This is a genomic window from Amycolatopsis sp. A1MSW2902, assembly GCF_017312175.1.
In the GTDB taxonomy this organism is placed as follows: domain Bacteria; phylum Actinomycetota; class Actinomycetes; order Mycobacteriales; family Pseudonocardiaceae; genus Amycolatopsis; species Amycolatopsis nivea.
On sequence record NZ_QJPO01000001.1, the window covers coordinates 4,839,575 to 4,863,200 of the forward strand.

25 protein-coding genes and 1 riboswitch are annotated in these 23,626 nt (G+C 70.0%); of the genes, 13 read left to right on the top strand and 12 right to left on the bottom strand.

The annotated features are described in order from the left end of the window. Nucleotides 1-2: 2 nt before the first annotated feature. Genes cysD through DMP23_RS22110 form a run of 3 tightly spaced genes read left to right on the top strand, consistent with a single transcriptional unit; the run spans nt 3 to nt 2,919 of the window. Nucleotides 3-923: a sulfate adenylyltransferase subunit CysD gene (gene cysD, locus DMP23_RS22100; protein WP_037813676.1), complete on the top strand. Its 921-nt coding sequence runs from the start codon at nt 3-5 to the stop codon at nt 921-923. Beyond that, a complete protein-coding gene (locus DMP23_RS22105; RefSeq protein ID WP_134663020.1) occupies nt 923-2,185 on the top strand; it encodes a sulfate adenylyltransferase subunit 1 in 1,263 nt (420 codons plus the stop codon). The genes cysD and DMP23_RS22105 overlap by 1 nt, the downstream gene beginning before the upstream one ends. Then, nucleotides 2,182-2,919 carry a sirohydrochlorin chelatase gene (locus DMP23_RS22110; RefSeq protein ID WP_134663021.1) on the top strand — a complete coding sequence of 246 codons (738 nt, stop codon included), beginning with the start codon at nt 2,182-2,184 and terminating at the stop codon, nt 2,917-2,919. Before DMP23_RS22105 ends, DMP23_RS22110 begins: the two co-directional genes overlap by 4 nt. Before the next feature lie 3 nt (nt 2,920-2,922). Here DMP23_RS22110 and DMP23_RS22115 read toward each other — a convergent pair whose 3' ends face one another. Beyond that, the gene (locus DMP23_RS22115; protein ID WP_337822384.1) at nt 2,923-3,780 is read right to left on the bottom strand and encodes an oxidoreductase; all 858 of its coding nucleotides are present in this window, start codon (nt 3,778-3,780) and stop codon (nt 2,923-2,925) included. 47 nt (nt 3,781-3,827) lie between these two features. On the opposite strand from DMP23_RS22115, the gene DMP23_RS22120 reads away from it, so the two are divergent. Continuing rightward, nucleotides 3,828-4,376 carry a TetR/AcrR family transcriptional regulator gene (locus DMP23_RS22120; protein WP_337822385.1) on the top strand — a complete coding sequence of 183 codons (549 nt, stop codon included), beginning with the start codon at nt 3,828-3,830 and terminating at the stop codon, nt 4,374-4,376. A gap of 179 nt (nt 4,377-4,555) precedes the next feature. Continuing rightward, the gene (locus tag DMP23_RS22125) at nt 4,556-5,185 is read left to right on the top strand and encodes a hypothetical protein (RefSeq protein WP_037813684.1); all 630 of its coding nucleotides are present in this window, start codon (nt 4,556-4,558) and stop codon (nt 5,183-5,185) included. 44 nt (nt 5,186-5,229) lie between these two features. On the opposite strand, the gene DMP23_RS22130 is transcribed toward DMP23_RS22125, so the two are convergent. After that, a complete protein-coding gene (locus tag DMP23_RS22130) occupies nt 5,230-6,552 on the bottom strand; it encodes an alpha/beta hydrolase family protein (RefSeq protein ID WP_337822386.1) in 1,323 nt (440 codons plus the stop codon). A gap of 91 nt (nt 6,553-6,643) precedes the next feature. Next, complete coding sequence (locus DMP23_RS22135; protein ID WP_337822387.1) at nt 6,644-7,213, bottom strand: ArsR/SmtB family transcription factor; 570 nt, start codon at nt 7,211-7,213, stop codon at nt 6,644-6,646. Nucleotides 7,214-7,309: 96 nt separating this feature from the next. Here DMP23_RS22135 and DMP23_RS22140 point away from each other — a divergent pair, with 96 nt between their 5' ends. Then, entirely contained in the window at nt 7,310-8,083 is a 774-nt protein-coding gene (locus tag DMP23_RS22140; protein WP_134732992.1) for an enoyl-CoA hydratase-related protein, read from the top strand. Nucleotides 8,084-8,125: 42 nt separating this feature from the next. Here DMP23_RS22140 and DMP23_RS22145 read toward each other — a convergent pair whose 3' ends face one another. The 3 genes from DMP23_RS22145 to DMP23_RS22155 are packed head-to-tail and all read right to left on the bottom strand — an operon-like array spanning nt 8,126 to nt 9,137. Beyond that, nucleotides 8,126-8,476, bottom strand: a complete 351-nt coding sequence (locus tag DMP23_RS22145) for a barstar family protein (protein WP_037813689.1) — start codon at nt 8,474-8,476, stop codon at nt 8,126-8,128. Further along, complete coding sequence (locus DMP23_RS22150; protein WP_134663027.1) at nt 8,473-8,925, bottom strand: ribonuclease domain-containing protein; 453 nt, start codon at nt 8,923-8,925, stop codon at nt 8,473-8,475. The genes DMP23_RS22145 and DMP23_RS22150 overlap by 4 nt, the downstream gene beginning before the upstream one ends. Nucleotides 8,926-8,936: 11 nt before the next feature. After that, nucleotides 8,937-9,137 carry a hypothetical protein gene (locus tag DMP23_RS22155; protein WP_037813693.1) on the bottom strand — a complete coding sequence of 67 codons (201 nt, stop codon included), beginning with the start codon at nt 9,135-9,137 and terminating at the stop codon, nt 8,937-8,939. Between the two features lie 60 nt (nt 9,138-9,197). Between DMP23_RS22155 and DMP23_RS22160 the strand changes: the two genes are divergently transcribed. From DMP23_RS22160 to DMP23_RS22170, 3 genes are all read left to right on the top strand, one after another. Next, nucleotides 9,198-10,163, top strand: a complete 966-nt coding sequence (locus DMP23_RS22160; protein WP_037813695.1) for a zinc-binding dehydrogenase — start codon at nt 9,198-9,200, stop codon at nt 10,161-10,163. A 162-nt stretch (nt 10,164-10,325) separates the two neighbouring features. Continuing rightward, a complete protein-coding gene (locus tag DMP23_RS22165; RefSeq protein WP_134663028.1) occupies nt 10,326-11,348 on the top strand; it encodes an alpha/beta fold hydrolase in 1,023 nt (340 codons plus the stop codon). Between the two features lie 120 nt (nt 11,349-11,468). Continuing rightward, on the top strand, nt 11,469-12,950 hold the full coding sequence (locus DMP23_RS22170; RefSeq protein ID WP_337822388.1) for an amino acid permease: 1,482 nt from the start codon (nt 11,469-11,471) through the stop codon (nt 12,948-12,950). Nucleotides 12,951-13,616: 666 nt separating this feature from the next. Here DMP23_RS22170 and DMP23_RS22175 read toward each other — a convergent pair. After that, nucleotides 13,617-14,666, bottom strand: coding sequence for an NAD(P)H-dependent flavin oxidoreductase (locus DMP23_RS22175; protein ID WP_337822389.1), 1,050 nt, complete (start codon nt 14,664-14,666; stop codon nt 13,617-13,619). 59 nt (nt 14,667-14,725) lie between these two features. Between DMP23_RS22175 and DMP23_RS22180 the strand changes: the two genes are divergently transcribed. Further along, nucleotides 14,726-15,172, top strand: a complete 447-nt coding sequence (locus DMP23_RS22180) for a pyridoxamine 5'-phosphate oxidase family protein (RefSeq protein WP_134663029.1) — start codon at nt 14,726-14,728, stop codon at nt 15,170-15,172. Between the two features lie 695 nt (nt 15,173-15,867). Here DMP23_RS22180 and DMP23_RS22185 read toward each other — a convergent pair. Then, nucleotides 15,868-16,389 carry a Uma2 family endonuclease gene (locus DMP23_RS22185; RefSeq protein WP_240690628.1) on the bottom strand — a complete coding sequence of 174 codons (522 nt, stop codon included), beginning with the start codon at nt 16,387-16,389 and terminating at the stop codon, nt 15,868-15,870. Nucleotides 16,390-16,522: 133 nt separating this feature from the next. Then, nucleotides 16,523-18,373 (bottom strand): translation elongation factor 4, encoded by a 1,851-nt coding sequence (gene lepA, locus DMP23_RS22190; RefSeq protein WP_037813702.1) that lies wholly within the window; start codon nt 18,371-18,373, stop codon nt 16,523-16,525. A gap of 116 nt (nt 18,374-18,489) precedes the next feature. On the opposite strand from lepA, the gene DMP23_RS22195 reads away from it, so the two are divergent. Further along, entirely contained in the window at nt 18,490-19,101 is a 612-nt protein-coding gene (locus DMP23_RS22195; protein WP_037813703.1) for a class I SAM-dependent methyltransferase, read from the top strand. Here the strand turns inward: DMP23_RS22195 and DMP23_RS22200 are convergent. Further along, nucleotides 19,098-19,472: a VOC family protein gene (locus DMP23_RS22200; RefSeq protein WP_037813704.1), complete on the bottom strand. Its 375-nt coding sequence runs from the start codon at nt 19,470-19,472 to the stop codon at nt 19,098-19,100. The genes DMP23_RS22195 and DMP23_RS22200 overlap by 4 nt on opposite strands. Before the next feature lie 22 nt (nt 19,473-19,494). Continuing rightward, a complete protein-coding gene (locus DMP23_RS22205) occupies nt 19,495-20,355 on the bottom strand; it encodes a DMT family transporter (RefSeq protein WP_037813707.1) in 861 nt (286 codons plus the stop codon). Between the two features lie 392 nt (nt 20,356-20,747). Here DMP23_RS22205 and rpsT point away from each other — a divergent pair, with 392 nt between their 5' ends. Continuing rightward, the gene (gene rpsT / locus DMP23_RS22210; RefSeq protein ID WP_009081037.1) at nt 20,748-21,008 is read left to right on the top strand and encodes a 30S ribosomal protein S20; all 261 of its coding nucleotides are present in this window, start codon (nt 20,748-20,750) and stop codon (nt 21,006-21,008) included. A gap of 100 nt (nt 21,009-21,108) precedes the next feature. Here rpsT and holA read toward each other — a convergent pair whose 3' ends face one another. Next, nucleotides 21,109-22,080, bottom strand: a complete 972-nt coding sequence (gene holA, locus DMP23_RS22215) for a DNA polymerase III subunit delta (RefSeq protein ID WP_037813709.1) — start codon at nt 22,078-22,080, stop codon at nt 21,109-21,111. Between the two features lie 131 nt (nt 22,081-22,211). After that, nucleotides 22,212-22,345, top strand: a riboswitch (SAM riboswitch). A 13-nt stretch (nt 22,346-22,358) separates the two neighbouring features. Here holA and thrC point away from each other — a divergent pair. Continuing rightward, nucleotides 22,359-23,624, top strand: a complete 1,266-nt coding sequence (gene thrC, locus DMP23_RS22220; protein WP_037813711.1) for a threonine synthase — start codon at nt 22,359-22,361, stop codon at nt 23,622-23,624. The last annotated feature ends 2 nt before the right edge of the window (nt 23,625-23,626 follow it).

Below are 23,626 nucleotides of genomic sequence, written 5' to 3' on the forward strand. Positions count from 1 at the left end.
GCATGACGACTTTGGAACCGGCGGCCGACGCGGCTGTCGACAACCTGGCCGCCCTTGAGTCCGAGGCCATCCACATCTTCCGCGAGGTCGCGGGCGAGTTCGACCGGCCGGTGATCCTGTTCTCCGGCGGCAAGGACTCGACACTGATGCTGCACCTGGCGATCAAGGCCTTCTGGCCCGCGCCGGTGCCGTTCCCGCTGCTGCACGTGGACACCGGGCACAACTTCGACGAGGTCCTCGAGTTCCGCGACCGCGTCGTCGAAAAGCACGGCCTGCGCCTGGTCGTCGCGAAGGTCCAGGACTGGATCGACGACGGGCGGCTCGAGGAACGCGCCGACGGCCTGCGCAACCCGCTGCAGACCACGCCGCTGCTGGAAACCATCGCGGAGAACAAGTTCGACGCGGTCTTCGGCGGCGGCCGCCGCGACGAGGAGCGGGCGCGGGCGAAGGAGCGGATCTTCAGCCTGCGCAACGCTTTCGGCCAGTGGGAGCCGCGTCGGCAGCGGCCCGAGCTGTGGAACCTCTACAACGGGCGGCACCGTCCCGGCGAGCAGGTCCGCGTGTTCCCGCTGTCCAACTGGACCGAGGCCGACGTGTGGAACTACATCGCGCGGGAAAAGGTCGAGCTGCCCTCGATTTACTACGCCCACCAGCGCGCGGTCTACCAGCGCGACGGCATGTGGCTCAGCGAGGGCCCGTGGGGCGGGCCGCGTCCCGGCGAGGACGTGCGCGAGCTGAGCGTGCGCTACCGGACCGTCGGCGACGGTTCGTGCACCGGCGCGATCGAATCCACGGCGTCCACTGTGGAGGAAGTGATCGCCGAGGTCCAGGCTTCGCGGCTCACCGAACGCGGCGCCACCCGCGCCGACGACCGGATGTCCGAAGCGGCCATGGAAGACCGCAAACGGGAGGGCTACTTCTGATGTCGAGCCTGCTGAGGCTGGCCACCGCGGGCAGCGTGGACGACGGGAAGTCCACGCTGGTCGGGCGGCTGCTGTACGACACCAAGTCCGTCCTCGCCGACCAGCTCGACGCGGTCACCCGCGCGTCCGTCGACAAAGGACTGTCCACTCCGGACCTTTCGCTGCTCGTCGACGGCCTGCGCTCGGAGCGCGAACAGGGCATCACGATCGACGTCGCGTACCGGTATTTCGCCACGCCGAAGCGGTCGTTCGTGCTCGCCGACACCCCGGGGCACGTGCAGTACACGCGCAACACGGTCACCGGCGCGTCCACCGCGCAGCTCGCGGTGCTGCTGGTCGACGCGCGCAACGGCGTGGTCGAGCAGACCCGGCGGCACGCGGCCGTGCTCGCGCTGCTCGGCGTGCCGCAGCTGGTGCTGGCGGTGAACAAGATCGACCTCGTCGACTACGACGAGAACACCTTCAGCGTCATCGCCAAGGAGTTCACCGCGCACGCGGAATCCCTCGGCTACGACTCGGCGTCCGTCGTCGCCATCCCGGTTTCCGCGCTGGTCGGCGACAATGTGGCGACCCGGTCCGAGCGGACCCCGTGGTACGACGGCCCGTCTCTGCTGGAGCACCTCGAAAACGTGCCGGTGGCACCGGATCCGCACGATTCGGCGCTGCGGTTCCCGGTGCAGTACGTGATCCGCCCGCGCACCGCCGAGTATCCGGACTACCGCGGCTACGCCGGCCAGATCGCCGCCGGAACGGTGCGTCCGGGCGACGAAATCGTCGTGCAGCCGCAAGGGATCCGCAGCCGCGTCGAGCGGATCGACACCGCGGACGGGCCGTTGGAAGAAGCAGGCGCCGGCACCTCGGTGACCCTGCTGCTCTCCGACGACATCGACATCAGCCGAGGCGACCTGATCGCGGCCGCCGACGCGTCGCCGGAGGTCACGGACGAGATCACCGGCACGCTGTGCTGGCTGTCGTCGAAGCCGCTCAAGACCGGCGCGCGGGTGCTGATCAAGCACGGCGCCCGGACCGTGCAGGGGCTCGCCACCGAGTTGCACGCCCGGTTCGACGAGCAGACCCTGTCCAGTGTGGACTCTCCGGCAAGCCTGGAGCTCAACGACATCGGCAGCGTCAGCCTGCAGCTGGCCGAGCCGCTGCCGGTGGACGACTACGGCGTGAGCCCGCGCACCGGCGCGTTCCTGGTGATCGACCCGAAGGACGGCGACACGCTCGCCGCCGGTCTCGTCGGCGAGCGATTCTCGTGACGCCGCCCCTGGTCGCCGTCGCGCACGGCAGTCGCGATCCCCGCTCCGCCGCGACGGTGCGGGCGCTGGTCGACGTCGTCCGTGCGCAGGCGCCGGGGCTGGACGTGCACGAGTCGTTCCTCGACCTGTCGGAGCCGCGGGTCACCGACGTGCTCCGCGGGCTTTACGCACAGGGGCACCGCTCCGCGGTCGTCGTGCCGTTGTTGCTGGGCAGCGCTTTTCACGCCCGGGTCGACCTGCCCGCGCTGGTCGACGAGGTGACCGCGGAGTGCCCCGGGTTCCGGATCCGGGTGTCGGACGTGCTCGGCGCCGACCCGGCTCTCGAAGCCGTCGCCCTCGACCGGCTCGCCGGAGCCCGCCGCCGCGGCGGAACCGGGGTGCTGCTGAGCGCGGTCGGCTCCTCGAACCCCGAGGCCAACGCGGTCGTCGCCGGAGTGGCCGCACGCTGGGAAAAGCGGCTCGGCCTGCCGGTCAGCGAGGCGTTCGCCAGCGCGACCCAGCCGGACATCCCGGCCGCCGCGGCCCGGCTGCGCGACCGCGGCGCGCGGCATCTCGTGGTGGCGTCGTGGTTCCTGGCCCCCGGCCTGCTGCCGGACCGGATCGCGGCGCTGGCCCGCGAGGCCGACCCGGGCGCGTTCATCGCCGAGCCGCTCGCGGACGACCCGCGCGTGGCGGACGTGGTGATCGGCCGGTACGCCGCCGCGATTTCCGGGCTGCTGCGCACCGCCGCCTGACCTTCACACCGGGCAGCCCACCCCGGTCGCCCACAGCGAGGCCTCCCACAACCGCTTCTGCAGGTCGGCGTCGTGCGAGCGCGCGCTGGACTTGACCAGCTCCGGGTAGCCGCGGATCTCGAAAAGCCCGCCGGGGCCGTAATACTCGCCGTTGCGCGCGCCGGGATCGGTCACCGCCCGCAGGGTCGGCAACGCACCCATCGCGGGCGTCCGCCCGAACAGCCGCGCGATCGCCAGGTTCGCGCCCCGGAACACGGACGACGAGTGCCGGAAAATCTCGGTAGTCGCTCCGCCGGGATGCGCGGCCAGCGAGACGGTTTCGGTGCCCCGCAAGCGTTTCGCGAGTTCGTAGGCGAACAACAGATTGGCCAGTTTCGACGCCGGATACCCGCTGGCCGCGCGCAGGTCTTCCGGGTCGATCCGGCCGAACCGGTGCCCGATGCTGCTGACCGTCACCACCCGCGAGCCCGGCACTTCCAGCATCCGGTCGAGCAGCAGTGCGGTCCACGCGAAGTGGCCGAGGTGGTTCACCCCGAACTGCATCTCGAACCCGTCCGCGGTCCGGCCGGGCGCATTGGTCACGCCCGCGTTGTTGATCAGCAGGTCGATCCGGTCGTGCCGGGCGCGCAGCTCGCCGGCCGCCTCCCGCACGGAGTCCAGCGACGCCAGGTCCAGCCGGACGACCTGGGCTCCCCGGCCGATCCGGTTCGCCGCGTCGTGGGCTTTCCGCGCGTCTCGGCAGGCCAGCACGACCCTGGCCCCGTGCTCAGCCAATGCGAGGGCCGTGGCGAAGCCGAGGCCGGTGTTCGCTCCAGTGACCACCGCGACGCGCCCGCCCGACAACCTGAACCACTCGTTCATGTTGTATAGTGAACCATCAGTTCACCTTTGTCGGCAAGGAGCGAGCAGTGCGGGCAGACGCGGCACGAAACCGGGCAGCGATCCTCGCGGCCGCGCGACGATTGCTGGTGACTCGCGGACCCGAGGCCGGAATGGACGAGATCGCCGCCGAAGCCGGGGTCGCCGTCGGCACTCTCTACCGGCATTTCCCGACCAAACAGGACCTGGTGCGAGAAATCGCCGAAGACCTCGGCACCGCGATCGCCGACGTGCTCGACAACGCCGCCGCCCGCGTCGCCGCCGAGCAGACCGCCGCGGCCGACGAGCTTCTCGGCCTGATCCGCCGCGTCGTCGTCGATCTCAGCGAAGAACGCCTTCTCCGCACCGCGCTCTCGGACCTGTCTCCCGAGCCGCTGCAAGCGATGCGCCAGCACGCCACGCGCGCGATCGAATCCCTGATCACCGCCGCCCATCGGGAGCACGCCTTGCGGCCGGGAATCTCCGCGGACGACGTCGGGTTGCTCCTCGCCACCTCGCCGGGCGCGGACGTTCCGGAGCCCGACCGGCAGCGCTGGGTGGAACTGGCCTGGCTCGCCCTGTCGGACCACCGTCGGTAGGCCCGAACGGCCGATCAGCCCACTGTTACCGCCACAAGGTGAGCAGTATTCACATTTTTCGTCACCGTGCGCTGCTGTGAACGGTCAATCCTTGACGCGCTACTTAACTTGCCGGTAACTCTCTAATCGCTGCGCAGCTTTCTCTCTCCCCCGTGAAACCCGCAGGTAGGAGCACACAGATGAAAGCACCTCACTTTTACCGGCTGGCCGCGCTGACGGCGGCCGCCGCCCTTCCGCTCGCGCTGGCGGCCCCGGCGTCCGCCGCGACCGCGATCAACTTCGACTGCCAGGCGGATGCACCGGTCGTCGGCCCGCAGCAGGTGTCGCTGACCCAGAACGCCGACGTCACCGCACCCGCGACGGTCGCGCCCGGCGGCGCGTTCGACGTCGTCATCGACCCTGCGCCCAACACCGTCCCGAGCGACGTGGGCGGCAACAAGGTCAAGAACATCAACACCTTCGCGCTGAAGTTCCCCGTCCCGGCCAACTCGACCTACGTCAGCGCCGACCTCGCCGGCGGCTCCGGCCTCGGCGACACCGCGCCGACGATCAGCGTGGCCGACGGCGTCGCGACGCTGAGCTTCCCCGGCCCGATCGCCGGCGGTTCGACCTTCGAACTGCCGACCATCACCGCGCACCTCAAGGCAGGCGACTCCGGCACGATCGAAACGAAACTGTCCGGCACCAGCTACAGCGACCCCGGCCTGACCTTCAAGGCCGTGGCGAGCAGCATCATCGGCGACGTGACCGCGCCGACGGCGTGCTTCCCCAACCCGAGCCCGGTTTTCACCACCACGACCATCGGCTGACCCGGACCGCGGCCACCCGCTGCGCCCGGGTGGCCGCGACCGGTTCACGGCAGCACCAGTCCCCAGTAGACCGCCCACGGCACGAACACCAGCCCGGCCGCGAGCGGCGCGATCGCCCCGCGCCGCCGGTCCGGTTTCCGTAGCCCGGCAAGGGTTACCGCCCACGCCGCCACCGTCGCGACCGCCAGCACCTGCACCGCCAGCCACGGCAACGGCCGTCCGCCGATGACCGGTCCGAGATCCTTCATCCCGGACATCTGCGCCCAGCCGAGCATCCCGACGAATCCGGCGACCGTCGCCGTCCCCAGTCCGGCCAGCCACCGCGACGATCTGGTCCCCCGGCGACGCATCAGGGCAACCACGCCGCCGACCGCAAACCCGGCCAGCAGCAGGGCGAGCGCAATCCCCTGCGCCGCAACAGATTCCCACCACCCCAACGGCGGGAACGCTTCCGACGGCCGCTGCGCGAAGGCCGCGGTCTCGACGTGCACGCCCTGCCGATCCGCCAGCCAATCCGCGACCGCTGCCGGATAGCCCGGCACGACCCGAGGCAGCCGGTCGAACCCGGCGTCGCTGGTCGCGTACAGATCCGGCCCGCCGCCGGCGATGAACCGGATCGTGTGATTCGGGTGCTGTGCCAACGCTTCCGCGAAAATCCGCGAGCTCTCGACCGGTACGTGGTTGATGTCGAGGTCGCCCCACAACGCCAGGATCGGCTGTTTCAGCCGTCGCAGCACCGGCACCGGGTCGTAGTACGCCTCGGGAAACAGCCCCGCTCCGACGGCGAACCGCGTTCCCCGCACCGGCAATGTCGTCAGCAGCGAACCGGAAATCCCTTGGTGGCGAAGGACATTGCCCCAATACCACGAGGTCTGCCGGGCACCACCCATGCCGGATCCGCCGACGGTGATCACATACGAGATGTCCGCCGTCCTTGTCGCGGCGAGCGGCGCGACCCACGCGCCCTCGCTGACGCCCCAGACGCCGACCTCGGCGGCGCCCGAACGCGCCCGCAACGCGCGGACCGCCGAGACCAAATCGTCGGCCAGCACGCCGTAATCGCGCTGGGTCTTGGAATAACCGCTGGTACGCCGGTCGTACACGAGCGTCGTGACGCCGAGCCGCCTGAACATCTCGGCCTGCACGCGGAGGTTGTCCCGCGTCCGCCAATCCGAACCGCCTTGCAGGACGATCGCGGATTTCGCCGGACCGTCCGGCCGGAATACCGTGCCGTGCAACGTGATTCCGCCCGAACCGGTGAAGAGGACGTCGCCGGACGGTGGTGCTGATACCGGCTGGGCGGTCGGCAGGACCGAGCCCAGCACGAGGATCGCGGCGGCGAGCCGCGATTTGCCCCAGGGCAGCATGAAGTGTTCTCCTTGCTTCGGGAGATCGTGCGCGTTTTCCCTTATTCCTGGGTGCCGAGTGGCCGCTCGGCACCCAGGGCCTTCCTCGGATTCAGTCCCGGACTGCCTCCTCTCCGCCCGGAGCCGGGAACGCGAGCATCCGCGTCTCGACCCGGCGCGCCCCCTCCGGCGTCTCGTCGTCCGGCCGCTGATACCGCCGCAGCAAAGCGAGATACGCCTCGAAGAAGTCGCCCAGCTCGTCCAGGGTCACGGTGATCGCGCCGCGCGAGTACGGGATCGCGTCCGCCCACTCCCCCAGCTGCGGCCGCTCGCGCTCGAACCGTTCGTACAGTTCGGTGTCGCCCGCGAGCCACAGCCGGTGCAGCTCGCCGATCGCCGCCTTCGCCGGATCGTCCTCGGCAGGCGGCAATCGCAGGTCGTGCGGCACGGCACGCCACCAGCGCTCCCGCCCGCGCGCGCGTTCCGGAAGCTCCTCGACGAACCCGTTCTCCGCCAGGACCCGCAGGTTGTAACTGGTCCCGCCGCTGGTCACGCCCAGCCGCTCGGCGAGCGTCGTGGAGGTCGCCGGTCCGGACGAGGACAGCAGCTCGAGTATCCGCTGCCGCAACGGGTTCGCGAGCGCCTTGAGCGCCTTCAGATCAGCGCGACGAGGTTCTGCCATGCCCCCAAGGTAGCGGTGCACGAGTTTTCATGCACGAGTTTTCGTGCATGAACTTCACACCCGCTCCTGGACGGACGGTGTGCGAAAGTGTCAGGCATGGCTGACGAACTGGTGCACTACGAGGTGGCGGCCGGCATCGCCACGATCACCCTGGACTCCCCGCACAACCGCAACGCGCTGTCGGCGCAGCTGCGGCGGGAACTGAGCGAGTCGCTGACGAAGGCTCGCGAGGACGACGCGGTGCGCGTGGTGCAGCTGACCCACACCGGCCCGGTCTTCTGCGCGGGCATGGACTTGAAGGAGGCCCGCGGCGCCGGTTCGTCCGACCAGGGCGTGAACGAGTTCCCGCGGATCCTGGACCAGTTGTGGACGAGCCCGAAGCCGGTCGTCGCGCGGCTGGCGGGCCCGGCTCGCGCGGGCGGCATCGGCATGGTCGCCGCGTGCGACATCGCGGTCGCGGTCCCGGAAGCGACGTTCGCCTTCTCGGAGGTCCGGATCGGCGTCATCCCCGCGGTCATCAGCCTGACGGTGCTCCCGCGGCTGAACGCCCGGGCCGCGCACGAACTCTTCCTGACCGGCGACGTCTTCGACGCGAAGCGCGCGGTGGAGATCGGCCTGCTGAACGCCTGCGTCCCGGCGGAAGACCTGGACAAGACGGTCGAGGGCTACCTCAAGTCGCTGACCCTCGGCGGCCCGAAGGCCCTGGCCGCCACGAAGGAACTGCTGGCCCGTCCGCGCCCGGCGACCCCGGCGGAAGGCTTCGCCGACATGAACGCTCTGTCCGCGGGCTTCTTCGCGAGCGAGGAAGGACAGGAAGGCATCCAGGCTTTCGCCCAGAAACGCAAGCCGAACTGGGTCCCACAGGACTGACGCTGCCCGTGAGGGGAACCCCGAGGTTCCCCTCACGGCTTCTCAAGAATCCACCAGCACCAAGGTCAGCCGATGCGCCCCGGAGCCCATCGCCCGCTGCGCGTCCGAAAGCACGCTCCGCACCGCCAGATATGCCTTGGGCTCGGCCGCCTTCAACCCGTCCGACCCGGTCCAGATCAGCACGTGCTCGCCGGCCGGCAGCCACGACAAATCCGTGAGCATGTCGTACAAGGCGTCCAGATTCCGCCCGAAATAAGACGGGAAGGAAAGCGCCTCGCCGATCGCGTCCAGCGCCGACAGCTTGTCCAGCGTCCGCGTTCCGTCGACCCGGTGCGGATAAGCCCCGCGCGCGAACGCCGCGTCCGCCGCGGCCTGCGCCGTCTCCCCGCTCACCGCGCGGGATCCACAACGACGAACGACGCGTAATGGTCGGCTGTGTAATACAACTCTTTCCCCGCCCCCGTGATCAGCCTGCGCGCCCCTCGGTCCGGGCTGCCCGGCGTTTTCACGGTGTACTCGTGGTAATAGCCGTTCTTCTCCGCGGGAAGCACCTTTTCCCGGTTCTGGAAGACGACGTCGTCATTGCGCGGATACGGGTAGGGCCCGCCCTTTTGGATCAGGTTCCACGTGTCCTTCGCCTGCGAAGGCAGCGAGGAGAGCGGTTTGACCGGCAGCTTGGAGTCCGCCCCCGGCACCTTCCCGGAAGCGGCGGCGGGAGCGCCCGACGAGGACGAGGGCGCCGGCGAATCCGAGGAGCCGGCGGTTTCCTTGACGAGCCACCCGCCGAGCACCAGCACGAGGAGACCGACGAGCGCAGCGGTGATCCGCCTACGGTTGACCATGGTGTGCCAGCTTAGGAGCGGCCGGGACCGTCGTCGTCACGGGCCGTGCCGAACCAGCGGCCGAAGCGTTCGACCAGCTTGTCGATGGCCCACGCGGCGAGCAGGCACAGCGGCACAAGCACCGCCATCACCAGCACGAACTGCACGGGGAACCAGGCTTGGGCAAGCCACAGCTCGACCCCGTCCCACCAGTTGGCCAAGCCCTCGAACACGAGTGTGAGCCTACGCGCGCTCGACTGCGCCGGGTCGGGCAGGGGAGGTAGGTTGCTGCCATGTTCGCCGTATACGCGCAGGAACCCAACGCCGAGTCCCCGCTCGATTCGCTGGTCGTCGGCGAGCGGCCGGAACCCGAGGCGCCCGAAGGCTGGGTCCGGGTGCACGTCAAAGCCGCCAGCCTGAACATGCACGACCTGTGGACCTTGCGCGGCGTCGGCATCAAGCCCGACCAGTTCCCGATGATCCTCGGCTGCGACGGAGCGGGAACGCTCGACGACGGCACCGAGGTCGTGCTGCACTCGGTGATCAACGCGCCGGGCTGGCAGGGCGACGACACGCTCGACCCGAAGCGCACCCTGCTCACCGAAAAGCACCAGGGCACGTTCGCCGACCAGGTCGTGGTCCCGGCCCGCAACGCGGTGCCGAAGCCGGCCGGCCTGAGCTTCGCCGAGGGCGCGACGATGGGCACCGCGTGGCTCACCGCGTACCGGATGCTGTTCGTGAAGTCGGGGCTGCGGCCCGGCCAGACGATGCTGGTGCAGGGCGCGTCCGGCGGGGTGTCGACCGCGCTGATCGCGCTCGGCCGCGCGGCCGGGTTCCGCGTGTGGGTCACCGGGCGCACCGAGGAGAAGCGCGCGCTGGCCGAGAGCGTCGGCGCGCACCAGACGTTCGAGTCCGGCGCGCGGCTGCCCGAGCGGGTGGACGGGGTGTTCGAGACCGTCGGCAAGGCCACCTGGGGACACACGCTGAAGTCGCTGAAGCCCGGCGGAGTGGTCGTGGTGTCCGGTTCGACCAGCGGCCCCGACCCGTCGGCCGACCTGCAGCGCGTGTTCTTCCTGCAGCTGCGGGTCCTCGGCTCGACGATGGGCACCCGCGACGAGCTGGCCGACCTGCTCGCCTACCTCGACCTGAAGGGCATCAAGCCGCAGATCGGCACCGAGCTCCCCCTCACGGAGGCCCCCGCGGGATTCGCCGCGATGGCCGCCGGGGAGACCGCGGGCAAGATCGTCTTCACCCGCTGATCCGGGTCGCACCGCGCTGGCCTGGGCTTTTGTTCGTCGAACGAGCCTGGGCCAGCGCTTTTACCTGTTCTCCGGTGAATCGTCAACACCCCTGCTTCGCAATCAGATAGTGACCCCCGAAGTTCCACCAGAACTCGACCTTGGGCGGTTAACCTGGAGAACATGACCGCGACGCAGCGGCCCGCACCCGCCGACCGGGGCGGCCGGCACCCCAGCGACCCGGCGCCCGTCCGGGAGTCGTTCCGGCGCTTCGCCGGGATCCGCACGCGCGTGCTCGAGGTCGGGCCCGCCGTCGCCGAGGCCCCCGCACCGAAGCGCACGCGCCGCAAGGGCACCGAGAAACCGCGCGCTCCGCGGCTCGTGTTGCTCCACGGGTATTGCGACAGTGCCGACACGTGGCGTCCGGTACTCGGAGAACTAGCCGCCGCGGGCATCGCCGCGATCGCCGTCGACCTTCCTGGTTTCGGCGACGCGCAGCCGCTGCGCCCCGGCCCGATGCTGCCCCAGCTCGACGCGTTCACCGCCGCGGTGGTGCGCGAACAGGCCGTGCTCGGCCCGGTCGTGCTCGCGGGCAACTCGCTCGGCGGCACGATGAGCCTGCGCGCGGCGCAGAACCACCGGCTGCCGACCACCGGCGCGGTGTCGATCGCCGCGCCCGGTTTCGTCGACTCGTGGCTGGTGCGCACGGTCGGGCGCAATCCGCTGCCGCTGCGGCTGTACTCCTCGCTTCCGTTGCCGGTGCCGGGTTTCCTGGTCCGCGCGGTCGCCGAACAGCTCGTGCCGCGGATCCTCTACGCCGACTCGCGGCACGCGGACGCGGGCCAGGTCCGGCGGTTCACCACGCTGTTCCCCGACTACCGGGCCACCACGTCCCGGCTCGAACAGGCCCGGCAGCTCGTCGCGGAGCTGGCCGACGCCTACCGGCTCGACCAGATCAAGATCCCGCTGCTCGCGGTCGCGTGCGGCAAGGACAAGCTGGTGACGGCCGCGTCCGGGCGGAAGCTGCACACCCTGGTGCCGCACAGCAGGCTCGTCGTCCGCGAGGACTGGGGCCACTGCCCGCAGCTGGACGACCCGGCCGAGGTCGCGGAGCTGCTCGCGTTCTTCGCCGCGGGCGCGGTCCGCTCGGCCGCGCGCCCGGCGCCCACGGTCAGCGACGTCGAGGACGATTCCGCGACTGGGTGACGCAGGGCCGCCGAGATCGTCACACTATGGAGTCGGTGACAGGCGCGGCGCCTCCGGGTACGGTGCCCTGCCAGGGCCCGGAACCCGGGTCCGGCGAACCACCAGTCTGAGGAGACATCGATGTCAGCTCCGCGCGGCGGCCCTAACCTGGGCTCCGGGTCCGGGATCTTCCGGCGGAAGCCGATCGAAACCATCGAGAGCGTCGGCGAAAGCGGCCTGCAGCGCACGCTCGGCCTGCGGCAACTGACCGCGATCGGCGTCGGCGGCATCATCGGCGCGGGCATCTTCTCGCTCGCCGGGGCGGTCGCGAACAAGACCGCGGGCCCGGCCGTGCTGATCTCGTTCCTGATCGCGGGCATCGCGAGCGCCGCGGCGGCGTTCTCCTACGCCGAGTTCGCCGGCCTCATCCCGCGCGCGGGTTCGGCCTACACCTACGGCTACGCGGTGCTCGGCGAGATCGTCGGCTGGTTCATCGGCTGGGACCTGCTGCTGGAGTACACCGCGATCGTGTCCGTGGTCGCGATCGGGATTTCCGGTTATTTCAACGATCTGCTGGGCTTCCTGCACGTGTCGCTGCCGCACTGGATGTCCGGCGCACCAGGTACGGAACCGGCGGGCGTCCCGTCCGGGTCCTACAAGGTCAACCTGTTCGCGGTGCTGCTCTGCCTGCTGATCGCCTTCATTCTCAACCAGGGCATGAAAAACGCGGCGCGCTTCGAAACGCTCTTGGTGTATCTGAAGGTCGGCCTGGTGCTGCTGGTGATCGTGGTCGGCGCCTTCCACATCCAGAGCGGCAACTACAGCAACTTCTTCCCATTCGGCCTGAGCGGCGCTTTCACTGGTGCGGCAACGGTATTCTTCGCGGTCTTCGGCTATGACGCCATGTCCACCGCGGCGGAGGAGTCGCAGGACTCCCAGAAGCACATGCCGAAGGCGATCATCTACTCGCTGGCGATCTCGATGGTGCTGTACGTGCTGGCCTGCCTGGTCCTGACCGGCATGGTGAAGTACACCGACATCAACCCGGAAGCGGCCTTCTCGAGCGCATTCGCGAAGGTAGGCCTCGGCTGGCTGGGCGCGATCATCGCGGTCGGTGCGATCATCGGCATCCTGACGGTCCTGTTCACGTTCCTGATGGGCGCGACGCGCGTGGGCTACTCGATGAGCCGAGACGGCCTGCTGCCGAAGTGGTTCTCGAAAACCCATCCGGTGCGCAAGGTCCCGTCCCGCATCACGTGGATCCTGGGCGGCGCTTCGGCGTTGATCGCAGGCGTGCTGCCCATCGGCGAGGCCGCGGAACTGACGAACATCGGCATCCTGCTAGCTTTTGTGGTCGTGTGCATCGCGGTGATCGTGCTGCGCTACAAGCGCCCGGACCTCCCGCGCACGTTCAAGACGCCCGGCATGCCGGTGGTCCCGATCATCGGAGTGGTGTTCTCGATCTGGCTGATCACGTTCCTGAAGCCGGAAACATGGCTGCGCTTCGCGATCTGGTTCGTGATCGGCATGGCCATCTACTTCGCCTACGGCAAACGCCACTCCGCAATGGAACGCGGCTCCGGCGACGACGAGCCGGGCGGGTTGAAGTCCACTTCGGACTGACCGCTTTCGCCTGGTTGAGCGGGTTGTGATGCGGGGGACGCCTTTTGGTGGCGTCCCCCGCGTTTCTCTTTGTGCTGCTGGTGATGTCGGCCTGGGGCCTCGTCCGCTCGGGGACTCGCGCGGTGTCCGTGCACGATCGGGCATCGTTCCCGGTCTACGAGCGCACTTCGTCTCCACAGTTTTCCGAGGCTGGATCACGCATAGTTGCTCGATCCGCTCCGCTGCCGAGTCAGCCCGCAAAGGCCTGATTGCGCTGGAACCTCACAGCCAGGAACTCCGACTCACGGCTGGAGGACGTAACCGCCAAGCCGTTGTGGTCCCTGCCCTCGCCACGGCGGGCTCTCCAACGCAACCGCCCAAGCCATCGCGACCCCGACCCTCGCCGCGGCAGATCCTCAACTCGACCGCCAAGCCGTCGTGACCCCTGCGCCGCCGCAGCAGGCTCTCAACGCAACCCGCCAACCCGTCGCGCCCTTTGCCGCGCCACAGCAGCAATCAGCCAAACCGTCACGCCTCTTGCCCGCCGCAGCAGGAACCAGCCAAACCGTCACGTCCCTTGCCACCGCAGCAGCAACCAGCCAAGCCCTCGTGGCCTTTGCCCACCGCAGCAGGCAATCAGTGCAACCGGCCAAGCCGTCGCGGCCTCAGGCCTCGCCGCCGGAGGTCTCAGCGCAACCGGTCGAGCCGTTCCGCTGCCGCCTTTGCCTCGGTGCGCAGGCGGGCCACGATCGAGGCCGCCGAACCGTCACCGGCGAGGGGGTACGTCTGGCCAGCCCACAGCGACATCGCCTCCGGGTCACCGGCTTTTGCGGCCGCCCCGCGGACTGGCTTGCTCAGGTGGTGCAGTTGCGGGTAGGCGGCGGGGGCGTCGGCGGAGAGGTCGCTCAGGACGCGGTTCACCATGCCCCGCGCCGGACGTCCGCTGAACGCGCGCGTGAACGCCGTCGGCCGGCCGGCTTCGGCGAGTGCGCGGCGCTGGGTGTCGCCGGTGCCGGCTTCCGTCGCGAGCAGGAATGCCGTGCCCAACTGCGCCGCCGACGCACCGGCGGCCAGCACTGCCGCCACGTCGGCGCCGTTGACCAGTCCCCCGGCGGCGACCAGCGGCAAGCTCGTCCGCGCGCCGAGCAACCGCAGCAGCGCGAGCAGGCCGTATTCCTCGCCGCCGGCCGGGTTGCCCGGGTCGTCGGTGAACAGCCCGCGGTGCCCGCCGGCTTCGAAGCCCTGCACGACCAGTGCGTCGGCTCCGCGCGCGGCAGCGAGGTCGGCTTCCTCCGGATTCGTGACGGTGACCGCGACCTTGCCGCCCGCCTCGTGGATCCGCTGCACCTCGGCGGACGTCGGTGCGCCGAAGGTGAACGACACCACCGGAACCCGGTGCCGCACGACGAGGTCGAGCTTCGCCGGGTACTCGTCGTCGTCCCAGGCCGGTTCGCCGAGTTCGACTCCGTAGCGGACGGCCTCGGCGAGCAACCGTTCGCGGTGCGCGCTGAGGTCGGCCACCGACCGGCCGCCAGGGACGAACAGGTTCACGCCGAACCGGCCCCCGGTGAGGTCGGCGGTGTGCGCGATCCGGGCGTCCAGCGTCTCTGGGCTGAGGTAGCCCGCGGCGAGGAAACCGAACCCGCCCGCGTCCGTGACGGCGCCGACCAGCTGCGGAGTCGTCGGCCCGCCCGCCATCGGAGCCACGATCACCGGGAACTCGAGATCATCGAACATGTCCCGAGCCTAGTGCCGGACCGGAAATGCGCCGGGCCGCCGCCGCGTTGCAGAAAAGCATGACGGCAACCCTGGAACAGCTCCGCGCGCTGACGGTGCAGGAGAACGGCCTCGCCACCGTGGCCACGACCCGCGCCGACGGCACCGTGCACGCGTCCGTCGTGAACGCGGGCGTCCTGGACGACCCGGTGACCGGCAAGCCGAGCGTAGGCTTCGTCGCCGTCGGCGGCGCACGCAAACTCGCCCTGCTCCGCCGCAACGGCCACGCGACCGTCACGTTCCGCCGCGGCTGGCGCTGGCTCTCGGTGACCGGCCCGGTCCGCCTGATCGGCCCGGACGATCCCGACCCCGGCTTCCCGGCCGACGGCCTCCCGCCCCTGCTGCGCGAGGTGTTCCGCGCCGCCACCGGCACCCACGACGACTGGGCGGAGTACGACCGCGTGATGGCCGCCGAACGCCGGGCCGCGGTGTTCGTGGAAGTGGGCAAGATCATCGGGAACGGTTGAGCTGTCCCCAGCCCAGGCCAGGCCAGCCCAGTCACGCCGGTCGCGGTATGCGACGGCCTTCGCATCGGCTGGAGCGGCCAGCGGGGACCGTTGACGCGCCGGGCAGTTGATCGCGGCATGGAGTGCTGAGCCGCTGCGTTCACGGAGACCCGCGAGTCACCTGGCAACCTCGAACCCGCCGCTCGACCCGCGCGAGCACCGCCGGACCCGCGAAGGCTGTGAGGGCCGCCGGACTCGCGAACCAACTCCGGCTCTACGGCAGGACGCTTCGCCCGCGAGAGCTACAGCGCGCACGTCACCTCGCCCAGCCACATGAGCGACCCCGCGCCATGACAAGCGAGCCGCCAACGCCGCCGCACACGAGACACACCCTGGGCCGCCACACACAAGCCACGCAGCGCGACCACACGCAAGTCACCCCGCGCCACCACACGCGAACCACGCAGCGCTGCGGCCCGAGTCACGCCACATCACCGCACAGAAGCGACCGCGCGCACCGCACCTGAGACACCTCACGCCACCGCGCGCGACAACGTCACCAGGACCGCGCGAGACCTCTTCCCACCGCCAGACCAACGCCGGTCACGCCGCCAGCACTCCGCACGACCGCCTCCGCGGATGTCGCCGAAACCTCTGGTCCGTCACCAGCACCGTCTCGTCAAGTCACCACTCCCCTCCCGTCCGCCGGATCCGAATCACCGTCGGTTCATAAGCGCCTCCAACCCCACTCGAACCGGAAACGGCCGCGCTGTCTCGAACGTTTCCCCGCGAGCGATTTCCGCGACCTGCTGATAACAACCGTCCTCACTCAGCTCGAATGCCGTCAGAGAAAGCGCTGCCGGATCGACCACCCAGTAGTCCGGCACGCCCATCCGCTCGTAAACCGCTTTCTTCGTAACGCGATCGTGGATCCTGGTGCTCGGCGACACCACTTCGACCACAAGCAGCGGCGGCACCGGCAGGTCAGCATCGGTGAAGTCCCCGGCCCGGCCTACCACCAGATCCGGCCGGAGTTCGACCTGATCCCCGGACCGCACCGCGAACGGACCGCCGACCACGTCCATTCCCGGTGGACAACCCGACTCCAGCAACCCGTAGAGCCGGAATACCGCGTGCTGGTGCGGCAATCCCGGCGCGGGGCTGACGTACAGCACTCCGTCGACGAGTTCGTGCCGCCGTCCGTCCTCCGGGAGCGCGGCGAGATCCCGCACGGTCATCGGTTGTGAATCTGAAGGCCAGCCAGTGAGTGTCATGAGTACGTCCTTTCCGTCGCACCCAAGAACACCAGCCACCACCGACAAAAAACGGCGGCCCCGGAAACCCGGAGCCGCCGTTCACCCGAAAGTGACGCTACTTCTTGTTCTTCCCGTTGTCCTCAGTGGACAGTGCCGCGACGAACGCCTCCTGCGGCACCTCCACCCGGCCGACGGTTTTCATCCGCTTCTTGCCTTCCTTCTGCTTCTCCAGCAGTTTCCGCTTCCGCGAGATGTCGCCGCCGTAGCACTTGGCCAGCACGTCCTTGCGGATGGCACGGATCGTTTCGCGCGCGATGATCCGCGAGCCGATCGCCGCCTGGATCGGGACCTCGAACTGCTGGCGCGGAATCAGTTCCCGCAGGCGCGTCGCCATGCGGTTTCCGTACGTGTAAGCGGCGTCCTTGTGCACGATCGCGGAGAACGCGTCCACCGTCTCGCCCTGCAGGAGGATGTCGACCTTCACCAGGTCCGCCACCTGCTCGCCGGACTCCTCGTAATCGAGCGACGCGTAGCCGCGCGTGCGCGACTTCAGCGTGTCGAAGAAGTCGAAGATGATCTCCGCCAGCGGGATCGTGTAGCGCAGCTCGACGCGGTCCTCGGACAGGTAGTCCATGCCCAGCAGCGTGCCGCGTTTCGCCTGGCACAGCTCCATGATCGTGCCGACGAACTCCGACGGCGCGAGGATGCTCACCTTCGACACCGGCTCGTGCACCTCGGCGATCTTGAGCCCGGTCGGCCAGTCCGACGGGTTCGTGACCACGACCTCGCTGCGGTCCTCCAGCACCACGCGGTACACGACGTTCGGCGCGGTCGAGATCAGGTCGAGGCCGAACTCGCGCTCCAGCCGGTCCCGGGTGATCTCCAGGTGCAGCAGGCCGAGGAAGCCGCAGCGGAAGCCGAAGCCCAGTGCGACCGACGTTTCCGGCTCGTAGGTCAGCGCGGCGTCGTTGAGCTGCAGCTTCTCCAGCGCCTCGCGCAGTTCCGGGTAGTCCGAGCCGTCCACCGGGTACAGCCCGGAGAACACCATCGGCTTCGGTTCGCGGTACCCGGCCAGCGGTTCGGTCGCGCCGTGCCGCTCGGACGTCACGGTGTCGCCGACCTTCGACTGGCGCACGTCCTTCACGCCGGTGATCAGGTAGCCGACCTCGCCGACGCCGAGTCCCTTGCTGGCCTTCGGCTCCGGCGAGATGATCCCGACCTCGAGCAGTTCGTGCGTCGCGCCGGTCGACATCATCTTGATCTTCTCGCGCGGCGTGATCTTGCCGTCCACCACGCGGATGTAGGTGACGACGCCGCGGTAGGTGTCGTAGACCGAGTCGAAGATCATCGCGCGGGCGGGCGCGTCCGCGTCGCCGACCGGCGGCGGGACCTGGCGCACGCACTCGTCCAGCAGCTCGGTCACGCCCATGCCGGTCTTCGCCGACACGCGCAGCACGTCCGAGGGCTCGCAGCCGATGATGTGCGCGATCTCCGCCGCGTACTTCTCCGGGTCCGCCGAGGGCAGGTCGATCTTGTTCAGCACCGGGATGATGTGCAGGTCGTTCTCGAGCGCGAGGTACAGGTTCGCGAGCGTCTGCGCCTCGATCCCCTGCGCGGCGTCGACCAGCAGGATCGCGCCCTCGCAGGCTTCGAGCGCCCGCGAGACCTCGTAGGTGAAGTCCACGTGGCCGGGCGTGTCGATCAGGTGCAGGACGTGGTCCTTGCCGTCCACCTGCCACGGCAGCCGGACGTTCTGGGCCTTGATCGTGATGCCGCGTTCCCGCTCGATGTCCATGCGGTCGAGGTACTGCGCGCGCATGGCCCGCTCCTCGACGACGCCGGTGAGCTGCAGCATCCGGTCCGCCAGCGTCGACTTGCCGTGGTCGATGTGGGCGATGATGCAGAAGTTGCGGATCAACTCCGGCGGCGTGAAGGTGGTGTCGGCGAACGTCTTGGGCGCTGTCACTCGGGCTGTCCTCGGGATGGTGGGGGATGTCCGTACCCCATCGTCCCATGGACCTCCGGGTGCGGGTGGGGGTCATCCCCGATGCGGCCCCGCCCGTCTCGTGATGACCTCGAAGCATGAGCACTTCACCCTCCCCCTCGCCGCCCGGCCCCGGCGTCCTCGACGCCGCGCTCGACCGGGCTTTCGGCCATCCCAGCGGGCTGCTGGGCAGGCTCGGCGGCAAGCTGATGGCGATCGGCAACGCCACGACCGAACACCGCATCGTCGACCTGGCGCGCCTCGAACCCGACGAGACCGTTCTCGTCGTCGGCCCCGGGCCCGGGGTCGGCCTCGACGCGGCGAGCAAACTCGCCGGCGAGGTGATCGGCGTCGAACCCTCCCCGCAGATGCGCGACCTCTGCACGGACCGCTGCGGAGACCGCGCCGAGGTGCGCGCGGGCAGCGCGGCCCGGACCGGCTGCGCGGACGCGTCCGCCGACGTCGTGCTGACCGTGAACAACGTCCAGTTCTGGGAAGACCGCCCGGCGGCCTTCGCCGAGCTGTTCCGCGTGCTCCGGCCGGGCGGACGGCTGCTGCTTTCGGCACACGAGAAGTGGCTCCCGGTGACGCGGCACGAACTGGCCGACGAAGCCGCCGCAGCGGGATTCACCGACCTGCAGACCTGGACCTGGGATCCGCCCGGATTCGCCGCGCTCGCCGCCCAGCTCCGGGCCGTGAAACCGGGCTAGCGCTTGTCGCGGCGCAACGGATGGTCCTCCGGGACCTCGACGAGCACGATCCGCAGCCCGTCCGGGTCGGCGATCCACGCCTCGTCGGTGCCCCACGGCTCGCGCCGGGCCTCGCGCACCGGTTCGACCCCGCGTCCGGCCAGTTCGGCCAGGGTCGCCGGGAGATCGCGGACCTGCAGGAACAGATTGACGTCCGGACCGGGCCCCTCCTCGCCCGTGCCGACCACCTCGATCGACCCGCCGCCGGCGAAAAACCGCGTGCCGCCGGGGAACTCGCGCTCGATCGCGAGGCCGAGGGCGTCGCGGTAGAACGCGGTGGACACCTCGTGGTCGCGGGGGTGGATCAGCACCCGGCTGCTCAGTACGTCCATGGTTCCTGCCTACCCGAGCGGCTCAGGCGACCGCAATCGCAGCGATCCCGGCCAGCACGACCAGCGATCCGGCGAGGCGGCGGACCGCGTTGCGCTCGCGGAGCACGAGCCAGGCGGCGACCCCGCCGAAGACGATCGACAGCTCGCGCGCCGGCGCGACCAGGCTGACCGGCGCGATCCGCAGGGCGTACAGGACCAGCAGGTAGCTGGCCGGCGAGGCGAGCCCGACGATCAGCACCTCGCGCCGATGGTCGCGCCACAGCCGCTTGATCTCCGACCGGCCGCGCGCCGCGGTCGGGGCAAGCAGGATGCTCTGGCCGATCGCGCCGCCGCCGAAGTAGACGAGCGGAGGCACGCCGAGCGACGTGACCGAGTGCGCGTCCCAGAGCGTGTAAGCGGCGATGACGACGCCGGTGGCGACGCCGTAGAACACCCCCGCGCGGCGGGCCCGGGCGTTGCCGGTGCCGCCGCCGAGGCTGATCACCAGGACGCCCGCGACGACGAGGAACGCCCCGATCAGCCCGAGCACGCCAGGCCGTTCGCCCAGGACCGTGACAGCGACGAGCACCGACACCAGCGGCCCGGTCCCGCGGGCCAGCGGGTAGACGATGGACAGGTCGCCGACCTCGTATCCGCGCTGCAGCACGATCCCGTACGCCACGTGCAGGACCGCGGTGCCCGCGGCGGCGAGCAGCCAGGTCCACTGTGGACGTTCCGGTTCGACGGCCAGCGCGACCGCGATCACCGGGAGCATCGCCGCCGCGGAAACCGTGTAGTATAGCCAGACGAACCGCGGGCCGCCGGAAACCCGTTTGGCGGCAAGGTTCCACACGGCGTGCACGACCGCGGCGACGAGGACCATGGCGAGGGCTGTGGTGTTCATCCGGACCCCTTCAGGTTTTCAGCGCACGCTGAAGACCGGGTCCTCCAGGCTTTTGTCCCGTCAGATGAACGGCGGGGCTCTGTCTCCCGCCGAAGGTGCCGCTCGGACCAGGCCCGCCCGCCCTCGTTGTCTTCGCGACCCGCTCTGCGGGACCACGGGCAGGCGACGGAACCCTAGGCACTACCGGACCCCACCGTAACCGAGACGGGGGCGCGATGCCGAGCGTTTGCCTGCTCCGGGGCCGTCGGCAACGCCGCGAACAGGGCTGTTAAGATTTTCGACTGTTGCCGTGCGGCATTCCGTCAGGGAGGAAACCCGGCAGTCCCTCGGGACTGATCCGGAGCCACACGAACGCGGCAGCGACCTTCACCGAGTGAAAGAGGAACGCCTCCATGGCCAACATCAAGTCGCAGGTCAAGCGCATCACGACGAACGAGAAGGCGCGGCAGCGCAACCTGGCGATCCGGTCCTCGGTGAAGACCGCGATCCGCAAGTTCCGCGAGGCCGCCGAAGCCGGTGACAAGGACAAGGCCCTCGAACTGCAGCGCGACGCCGCTCGCAAGCTCGACAAGGCCGTCACCAAGGGCGTCATCCACGCCAACCAGGCCGCGAACAAGAAGTCGGCTCTCGCGAAGCGCGCGAACCAGCTCTGAGCGCAGTCTTTCGGAAAGGCCCGGCGGCTTCGGCTGCCGGGCCTTTCCGTGTCCTGGGGACCGGCTCGGCTCTCCTCAAGGCGTTCCCGGCGCCGGGACGTCAGCGGTCTCCCTTGGCCGCGACCACGTCGAGGACCGCGCGCTGCAACGCGTAGTTCGCGTCGGCCGCCGCACCCTTGACCTCGGCGTTCAGCCGCGCCACGACGCGCATCGCGGTCGCCAGGCCGTCCTGGCCCCAGCCGCGGGACTGCCCTTGCGCCTTGCGGATCTTCCACGGCGGCATGCCGAGTTCGCCCGCCATCTGGTTCGGGTTGCCGCGCCCGGCCGCGGACACGCGAGCGATCGTGCGCACCGCGTCGGCCAGCGCGTCGGCGATCAGGACGTGCGGGACGCCCAGCTGCATCGCCCACTGCAGCGACTCCATCGCGGCGGCCCGGTCGCCCGCGACGGCCTTCTCGGCCACCGCGAAGCCGGTCACGTCGGCGCGTCCGGTGTGGTAGCGGCGGACCGCCCGCTCGTCGACGACTCCCCCGGTGTCGGCGACCAGCTGCGTCGCCGCCGAGGACAGTTCGCGCAGGTCCGAGCCGACCGAGTCGAGCAGCGCCATCAGGCCCGCGGCGTCGATCTTGCCGCCCGCGCGGCGCACCTCGTTGCGGACGAACGCCTCGCGCTCGGCCGGTTTGGTGAGCTTCGGGCATTCGGTGATTTCCGCGCCCGCCTTTTTCAACGCGCCCGGCAGCGCTTTGGCGGCTTTGCTCCGCCCGCCGCCGCTGTGCACGACCACGAGGACGATGCCGTCGGCAGGCGCCTTCACGTACGCGAGGACCGCGTCGGACAGCTCCTGCGAGATGTCCTGCGCCGACTCCAGCACGATCACGCGCCCCTCGGCGAACAGCGACGGGCTCACCAGCTCGGCCAGCACAGGCGGTGTGAGATCGGACACCCGCATGCGCGTGAGGTCGGCCGTCGGGTCCGCGGCCTTGGCCGCGTCGAGGGACGCTCGCACAGCCCGTTCGATGAGCAGTTCTTCCTCGCCCGTGACGAGGTGCAGCGGCGCGGGTGCGGTGGTCACCCGGCCATCTTCTCACCCGGCCGCCGGGCCGCCCGCTCCGGTGATGTGGGCCGCCTCCGTGGCACGAGCTGATCGGGATGTCGTACGGTGTAGCCGAGGACGCGCCCACCGGCGCTCCGACAACCGAATACCGCTCATCCAGAGGGGCAGAGGGAACGGCCCGACGAAGCCCCGGCAACCGGCGTACAGCCTGTCATCCCGCGATCGCGGGGTAGCTGACGACCACGGTGCCAATTCCGGCCCGCTTCGGCGGGGCAGATGAGGAAAGGAACCTCGCGATGACTGCAGCCCTCAGCGCCACCTCCGCCAACAAGACGATCGACCTCGGTCCGGCCGTCGAACTGGTGTCGAAGGAAGAAGGGCACCGGCAGCCGCTCGCTCCGGAATTCGTCTCCGTCGAAGACTTCTCGCCGCTCGAGGTCGCCTACGACTTCGGCCGCGTCCGCCGCGAGGACATCGAGGCGGGCCCGCGCAACATCTGGCGTTACAAGAAACTCCTTCCCGTCCCCTCGACCGTCGAGGAGACCCCGAACACCGAACCCGGCTGCACCCGGCTCGTGCGCGCCGACCGGCTCGCGAAGGAGCTCGGCCTCAAGCGCGTGTGGGTCAAGGACGACACCGGCAACCCCACGCACTCGTTCAAGGACCGCGTGGTCGCCGTCGCGCTCGCGGCCGCCCGCGAGTTCGGTTTCGAGGTCCTGGCGTGTCCCTCGACCGGCAACCTGGCCAACGCGACCGCCGCCGCGGCGGCCCGCGCCGGCTGGCGGTCGGTCGTGCTGATCCCGAAGAACCTCGAACGCGCGAAGATCCTCACCACCGCGGTCTACGACGGCGACCTGATCGCCGTCGACGGCAACTACGACGACGTGAACCGGCTCGCCACCGAACTGGCCGGCGAGCACCCGAAGTGGGCGTTCGTGAACGTCAACGTCCGCCCGTACTACTCCGAGGGCTCGAAGACGCTCGCCTACGAGGTCGCCGAGCAGCTCGGCTGGCGCATCCCCGAGCAGATCGTCGTGCCGATCGCCTCCGGTTCCCAGCTCACCAAGGTGGACAAGGGTTTCCGCGAGCTGGGCCAGCTCGGTCTCGTGGACGCCAGCCCGTACAAGGTGTTCGGCGCGCAGGCCACGGGCTGCTCGCCGGTCTCCACCGCGTACCGCAACGGCCACGACGTGGTCCAGCCGGTGAAGCCGGACACCATCGCCCGTTCGCTCGCGATCGGCAACCCGGCCGACGGCCCGTACGTGCTCGACGTGGTCAACCGCACCGGCGGCGCGATCGAGGACGTCACCGACGAAGAGGTCGTCGAAGGCATTCGGCTGCTCGCGCGCACCGAAGGCATCTTCACCGAGACCGCGGGCGGCGTCACCGTGGCGACCGCGAAGAAGCTCGTCGAAACCGGCAAGCTCGACCCGGACGCGGAAACCGTCCTCCTCATCACCGGCGACGGCCTCAAGACCCTCGACGCGGTCGAGAACCACATCGGCCCGAAGGCCACCGTGCCGCCGTCCGCCGCGGCCGTCGCCAAGGCACTCGGCTACTGACG

Excerpts from the sequence above, each read along its gene's own strand:
- cysD (WP_037813676.1), top strand. The coding sequence starts at position 3 with ATGACGACTTTGGAACCGGCGGCCGACGCGGCTGTCGACAACCTGGCC.
- DMP23_RS22105 (WP_134663020.1), top strand. The coding sequence starts at position 923 with ATGTCGAGCCTGCTGAGGCTGGCCACCGCGGGCAGCGTGGACGACGGG.
- DMP23_RS22115 (WP_337822384.1), bottom strand. The coding sequence starts at position 3,780 with ATGAACGAGTGGTTCAGGTTGTCGGGCGGGCGCGTCGCGGTGGTCACT.
- DMP23_RS22125 (WP_037813684.1), top strand. The coding sequence starts at position 4,556 with ATGAAAGCACCTCACTTTTACCGGCTGGCCGCGCTGACGGCGGCCGCC.
- DMP23_RS22130 (WP_337822386.1), bottom strand. The coding sequence starts at position 6,552 with ATGCTGCCCTGGGGCAAATCGCGGCTCGCCGCCGCGATCCTCGTGCTG.
- DMP23_RS22135 (WP_337822387.1), bottom strand. The coding sequence starts at position 7,213 with ATGGCAGAACCTCGTCGCGCTGATCTGAAGGCGCTCAAGGCGCTCGCG.
- DMP23_RS22140 (WP_134732992.1), top strand. The coding sequence starts at position 7,310 with ATGGCTGACGAACTGGTGCACTACGAGGTGGCGGCCGGCATCGCCACG.
- DMP23_RS22150 (WP_134663027.1), bottom strand. The coding sequence starts at position 8,925 with ATGGTCAACCGTAGGCGGATCACCGCTGCGCTCGTCGGTCTCCTCGTG.
- DMP23_RS22160 (WP_037813695.1), top strand. The coding sequence starts at position 9,198 with ATGTTCGCCGTATACGCGCAGGAACCCAACGCCGAGTCCCCGCTCGAT.
- DMP23_RS22165 (WP_134663028.1), top strand. The coding sequence starts at position 10,326 with ATGACCGCGACGCAGCGGCCCGCACCCGCCGACCGGGGCGGCCGGCAC.
- DMP23_RS22170 (WP_337822388.1), top strand. The coding sequence starts at position 11,469 with ATGTCAGCTCCGCGCGGCGGCCCTAACCTGGGCTCCGGGTCCGGGATC.
- DMP23_RS22175 (WP_337822389.1), bottom strand. The coding sequence starts at position 14,666 with ATGTTCGATGATCTCGAGTTCCCGGTGATCGTGGCTCCGATGGCGGGC.
- DMP23_RS22180 (WP_134663029.1), top strand. The coding sequence starts at position 14,726 with ATGACGGCAACCCTGGAACAGCTCCGCGCGCTGACGGTGCAGGAGAAC.
- DMP23_RS22185 (WP_240690628.1), bottom strand. The coding sequence starts at position 16,389 with ATGACCGTGCGGGATCTCGCCGCGCTCCCGGAGGACGGACGGCGGCAC.
- DMP23_RS22195 (WP_037813703.1), top strand. The coding sequence starts at position 18,490 with ATGAGCACTTCACCCTCCCCCTCGCCGCCCGGCCCCGGCGTCCTCGAC.
- DMP23_RS22200 (WP_037813704.1), bottom strand. The coding sequence starts at position 19,472 with ATGGACGTACTGAGCAGCCGGGTGCTGATCCACCCCCGCGACCACGAG.
- DMP23_RS22205 (WP_037813707.1), bottom strand. The coding sequence starts at position 20,355 with ATGAACACCACAGCCCTCGCCATGGTCCTCGTCGCCGCGGTCGTGCAC.
- rpsT (WP_009081037.1), top strand. The coding sequence starts at position 20,748 with ATGGCCAACATCAAGTCGCAGGTCAAGCGCATCACGACGAACGAGAAG.
- thrC (WP_037813711.1), top strand. The coding sequence starts at position 22,359 with ATGACTGCAGCCCTCAGCGCCACCTCCGCCAACAAGACGATCGACCTC.